This is a genomic window from Bellilinea sp. (assembly GCF_053501535.1).
In genome coordinates, this window is the sequence record NZ_JBRCOK010000103.1 from 1 (window position 1) to 5,078 (window position 5,078).

General features: G+C 60.5%; 5 protein-coding genes and 1 pseudogene. 3 read left to right on the top strand and 3 right to left on the bottom strand.

Features of this window, described 5'->3' with window-relative positions:
• Nucleotides 1-203 precede the first annotated feature (203 nt).
• Genes ACWIZX_RS10195 through ACWIZX_RS10205 form a run of 3 tightly spaced genes read left to right on the top strand, consistent with a single transcriptional unit; the run spans nt 204 to nt 2,658 of the window.
• Complete coding sequence (locus ACWIZX_RS10195) at nt 204-1,151, top strand: energy-coupling factor ABC transporter permease (protein WP_322793055.1); 948 nt, start codon at nt 204-206, stop codon at nt 1,149-1,151.
• The gene (gene cbiQ, locus ACWIZX_RS10200; protein ID WP_448335681.1) at nt 1,151-1,957 is read left to right on the top strand and encodes a cobalt ECF transporter T component CbiQ; all 807 of its coding nucleotides are present in this window, start codon (nt 1,151-1,153) and stop codon (nt 1,955-1,957) included. Before ACWIZX_RS10195 ends, cbiQ begins: the two co-directional genes overlap by 1 nt.
• 5 nt (nt 1,958-1,962) lie before the next feature.
• Complete coding sequence (locus ACWIZX_RS10205; protein ID WP_416181017.1) at nt 1,963-2,658, top strand: energy-coupling factor ABC transporter ATP-binding protein; 696 nt, start codon at nt 1,963-1,965, stop codon at nt 2,656-2,658.
• Here ACWIZX_RS10205 and ACWIZX_RS10210 read toward each other — a convergent pair.
• The 3 genes and pseudogenes from ACWIZX_RS10210 to ACWIZX_RS10220 form a co-directional block, all read right to left on the bottom strand.
• The gene (locus ACWIZX_RS10210) at nt 2,643-4,121 is read right to left on the bottom strand and encodes an extracellular solute-binding protein (RefSeq protein ID WP_448335682.1); all 1,479 of its coding nucleotides are present in this window, start codon (nt 4,119-4,121) and stop codon (nt 2,643-2,645) included. The genes ACWIZX_RS10205 and ACWIZX_RS10210 overlap by 16 nt on opposite strands.
• On the bottom strand, nt 4,121-4,747 hold the full coding sequence (locus tag ACWIZX_RS10215) for an NUDIX hydrolase (RefSeq protein WP_448335683.1): 627 nt from the start codon (nt 4,745-4,747) through the stop codon (nt 4,121-4,123). The genes ACWIZX_RS10210 and ACWIZX_RS10215 overlap by 1 nt, the downstream gene beginning before the upstream one ends.
• Nucleotides 4,748-4,818: 71 nt before the next feature.
• Nucleotides 4,819-5,078 (bottom strand): annotated as a pseudogene (locus tag ACWIZX_RS10220) (DNA methyltransferase); the annotation flags it as partial.

The window sequence follows — 5,078 nt, forward strand, 5'->3', positions numbered from 1 at the left end:
GGGGTTGAATCTGTTCATAAACCTGCGCGGCGGTCAAATGACCGGGCGCATGGGCGTTCAATACATCCAGAATGGCCGCATCAACCGAAGAGGCTCTCATGCTTCCTTTTTACTCGTAATGCTAATATTTGCATTTGCAAATTTTGGTTTATAATAACACTACTCCCTTTTCTCAATTCTATCAAATTTGCGAGGTTTTTGTCATGCTTTACAGTCCCCAACCCATGCACATCCCCGATGGATTCCTCTCCCTGCCGGTTTCGCTGGCGCTCTGGCTGATTTCCATCCTCCTCATTGGCAGTGCCGTTCGTCGGCTGGAAAAGACCCTCTCCGAACGGGAAGTGCCGTTGATGGGCGTGCTGGCAGCCGCCATTTTTGCCGGCCAAATGCTGAACTTCACCGTCACCGGCGGCACCTCCGGTCATCTGCTTGGCGCTGCCCTGGCAACCATTCTGCTCGGCCCCTACCCCGCCATGCTGGTGATGACCTCCGTGGTCAGCGTTCAGGCGCTGCTCTTTCAGGATGGCGGGCTGGTGGTAATGGGCGCCAACCTGTTCAACATGGCCATTGTCGGCGTGTGGAGCGCTTACGCCGTTTTTTCGCTCGTCCGCCGTCTGGCAGGCAAGGCGCGCTGGGGTTTGTTCGCCGGCGGGTTTGCCGCGGCGTGGAGTTCCATCTTTCTGGCAGCGCTGGCCTGCGCTTTGGAACTGGCCCTTTCGGGCACCTCGCCCGCCAATCTGGCTGTGCCGGCGATGGGCGGCATCCATGCGCTGATCGGCATCGGCGAGGGGCTGATCACCATCGGCGCGCTGGGCTTCCTTTACGCTGCGCGGCCCGATTTGTTGAGCAGTGAAAACCGCCAGCAAGCCCTCAACCGCACTGTATGGCTGGGCGGCGGCATCATTGCCGTGCTGCTCACCGTTTTTTCGCCGCTGGCATCCAGCCATCCCGACGGACTGGAATGGGTTGCCGAACAGTTGCAGTTCATTGAAAGCGCCCGCCCACCGTTTTACGAAATCATCCCCGATTACCTTGTACCGGGCATACCCAATGAAGCCCTGGCGACCATTGCGGCGGGCATCCTTGGGCTGGTGGTTGTCACGCTGGCAGCCATGTCCGCCGGGTTGCTGCGCCGGCGCACCCAGGGTTGATGGACGAAATTCAGGTTGCCCTGCGGAAAGAAGAAAGCGGTCTATACCGTTTGGACGGCCGGGTGAAAGTCACTCTGACGCTGGGCTTGATTGTGACCAGCGCGCTGCTGCCCAACCGTCCCGGCGGGGCTTATCTGCTGCTGCTCAGCGCGCTCTGGGCGGCGGCGCTGCTCAGTGGGGTACCACTCGCCAAGTTGATTCGGCGCGGCTGGCTGGCCCTGCCGTTTGGGCTGGCTGCCCTGCCGTTAGCTTTTACCACCCCCGGCACACCCCTTTTGACCTTGCCTGTGGGAAACGGCCTGACCCTGACCGCAGCCGGTTTGATGCGCTTTGCTGCCGTTCTGCTCAAAGCCTGGATTTCACTGCAGGCCGCCGCCTTGCTGACGCTCACGACTTCCATCCCTTCCATTCTCCTCGCCCTGCGCGCTCTGAAAGTCCCGCGCCTGCTCATCACCGTCATTGCCCTGATGAGCCGCTACCTGTTCGTCTTCGGTGAAACCGCACGCCAGCTGCTGCAGGCGCGTGAGGCGCGCAGCAGCCGCGCCGATGGCAGCCGCCGGGCGGGCGGCAGCCTGCTGTGGCGGGCGCGGGTGGCCGGCGGCATGGCGGGCAGTCTTTTCCTGCGTTCCTTTGAACGGGCTGAACGGGTGTATGCCGCCATGCTGGCGCGCGGCTATGACGGCGAAATTCGCAGTCTGCCGCAGCCGGCACTCTCCAGCGGCTCCTACCGCTTGCTGGCCGGCGGACTGCTCTTTTACCTGCTGGTGGGGTTGTTTGGCTGGCTGACCACGGGAGGCGGGCGTTGAATCCCATTCTCGAAGTCCACAACCTGACCTACACCTACCCGGATGGAAGGCTGGCACTGAATGGCGTTTCGCTGCGGATATGGCCCGGCGAACGGGTAGCCCTGACCGGCCCCAACGGCGCAGGGAAATCCACCCTGCTGCTGGCACTGGCCGGCATTCTGCACGCCGAGGGCAGCATTCTGGTAGAAGGCATCCCGCTCAGCCATGCCAGCCTGCCGCGTCTGCGCGCCCGCCTGGGACTGGTGTTTCAATCGCCGGAAGACCAGCTGTTCTCCCCCACCGTGTTTGAGGATGTGGCTTACGCCCCTTTGTACCAGGGGCTGACCCCTGCGGAAATTACTGCGCGAGCCAGCGAAGCCCTCGCTGCGGTCGGGATGCAGGCATTTGCAGCCCGTATGCCGCACCATCTCAGCATGGGGGAAAAGAAACGGGTTGCGATTGCCACCGTGCTGGCGATGAGACCCGCCATGCTGCTGTTCGATGAACCCAGCGCCGGGCTTGACCCGCGCGCGCGGCGTGAATTAATCCACTTGCTGGAGCAGTTGCCGCAAACCCTGCTGATCGCCACACATGATTTGAATCTGGTTCAGCACATCTGCCCGCGCATGCTGATTCTGGACGAAGGGCGGCTGGTTGCGGACGGTAAAACCGAACATCTCCTGGCGGATGAGGGGTTACTGGTGGCTCACGGCCTGGCCTGACCGGTATGCCTTTCGACCACCTCGCGCAGGGTCGGATCAATCTGGTTGAGCACGGCGGGAATCTGCTCCAGAGGGACATAATATTGCAGCGCCTGCCAGAAGGCATCCTCAAGGATGAAGCGGGCAAAACGCCATTCACCGCTGACCGGCAGCGGCTGGGCAATCGGAATCCACTGTAATGCAGTCCCCCAGGCAGGGTATTTTTGACGCATGTCTTCCTGAGCCAGGTTTGCCGAAGCGGCTCCCAAGGGTAAGCCGCCGCCGGATTGCAGGAGGGCCGCCTGCACCTCCGGCTGGGTCATCCAGCGGATGAACAGCCAGGCGGCCAGTTCGCGTTCGGGCTGGCTGCGCAGAATGCCGTAGGACAGGCCGCCAACCACCACCACTGGCCGGTCACTGACCGGGAAGGGCAGCGCCATCCAGACATCCTGGCTGCCCAAACGCTGCAGGGTTGCGGTGAGAACCGGGATATCCAGCAGGGATGCCGAAAAGTACAACGCCCGGCGGGTGGCAAAGGCTTCTTCCGGGGGGATGCGTCCGAAGAAAGCGCAGCCCTCATCCACCATGCCGCGCAAAAACTCGCCTGCTTGCAGGGTTTGCGGATGATTGAACGACAGGCGCACCGGCTCGCCTCGCAAGGGATTGTTCAACCCAAAGGACTTTAACCACGCGTAAATCGTCCAGCCGTCAGTATCCACCATCCAGCCGCCAGTGCCGTCGTTGCTGCCGGTGCGGTCGGTGTTGTTGGCGCGCGCAGCCGTGCAGGCATGTTGACGAAACTCATCCAGGGTTTCCGGCGGACGGCTAAAACCCAGTTCAGAAGCCCAGCTCAGGTTGTAGAAAAAGACGCGCGCCGTGCGCAGCGCGGGAATGCCCAGCTGCTGACCCTCCGCCTGATCCTGCTGCCAGAAGGCCAGCGGATAATCGGCGCGACGCGCCTCACTCAACCCCCAGCGCGGGTCGAGCAAAAAGTCGTTCAACGGACGAATGCGGTTGCCGTGGGCGTGCCAGAAAAGCAAGTTCTCCGACGGGGCAATGATCAGATCGGCAATCGGCTCAGCCGAAGGCGAATTTTCCATCCGCTGCGCCAGCACCATACTCGACCCGCTCGATTCGGCCCGTACGCGAATGCCCCACTCATTGCCTTGATTGAAATCACGCACGGCATTTTCCAGCGCGGCAGCCAGGCTGCCCGTCCAGGGGTGCAACAGGCGGATTTCCAGCCCGCGCAAGTCATCCAGCGCGTCCGGCGTGGCTGTCTGCTCCGGTTGAGGCGCAGCCGTTGGTATCAGCGTTGGCAGCACCGCGCGGGTGCGGGTTGTTTGCGGAGCTGCCTCGTCAGCCTGCGGCGGCAAAATCGGTGAGCAGGCGCCCAGCAGCAAGCCGAACACAAGCATAACCAGCCAGAGGCAAGGCATGGGAAATGGAATTTTCTCAAGAATACGGCGAGGCAGTCGGCTCATCAATCAAAATCGGTGGGCAGATGTGGGTTGCGGTAATGCTCAAACAGGCGTTGAATTTCGGGCAAGGTGGTGCGCGCCACCGAAAGCGGCGGAATTTCATCCTCACCAAAAAAGGCTGCGCCGCCGGTTTCAATGCTCTCGGCCGGCTGCCCGCCGGTCAGTTCGCAGATGAAGAAGAGTTTATACAGGTGAAAGATGTAAGGCGGATGACCGTTCTTGGGGGCGTTGCGGTCCACCAGCATGGCCAGCTTGACGGCATGGCAGCGGTAACCCGATTCTTCAAACACTTCGCGCTCTACCGCGCTGCGCGGCGATTCGCCTACATCCACCCAGCCGCCGGGCAGCGTCCAGCCGCCGTCGGCTTTTTCCAGCACCATCAGCAGTTTGCCATCCTGAAACACGGCCCCGCGCGCATCCAGTTTGGGAGTGGCATAGCCCGCTTCAGCGGCAAATACGCGCTCCAGCGTTTCAAAATCGCTCTGCCCGTAGGCAGCCATGATTTGAGCGGCCAGATTCCGCAGCGCACGAAAGCGCTCAATGTCGAACGGATTGGTCGAGTACGCCAGTCCATCCTGTGCCAGAGCCTGAATCTGCTGTACCCAGCCCAGCCAGCGAGGTTCGGTCATCGAAAACCCTTTTCCGAGTGGATTGGGGGTAATTGTAACATGCCTGCTGGCTAAAATAGCGGCGTAAACTTCTACAAAGGCCGCTTCATCACCACAATGTATTCTTGGGTCATGGTGTCATCTAGCTTTCCCGCCCTGTTTGATGGACTATTTTTTGAAGGCATTCTCTTATTCGGAATTTGACGCATGTAAGTATGAACATGCACAAATCCATTTTCTTCAAAAAAATTGCGAATGGCTATATCAGTCGGAAGAATCACTCCCTTGACCTTACGATTGCCAACCACATAACAAGCATATCCGCCTTTTCGAATGGTTTGGGCAACATGGG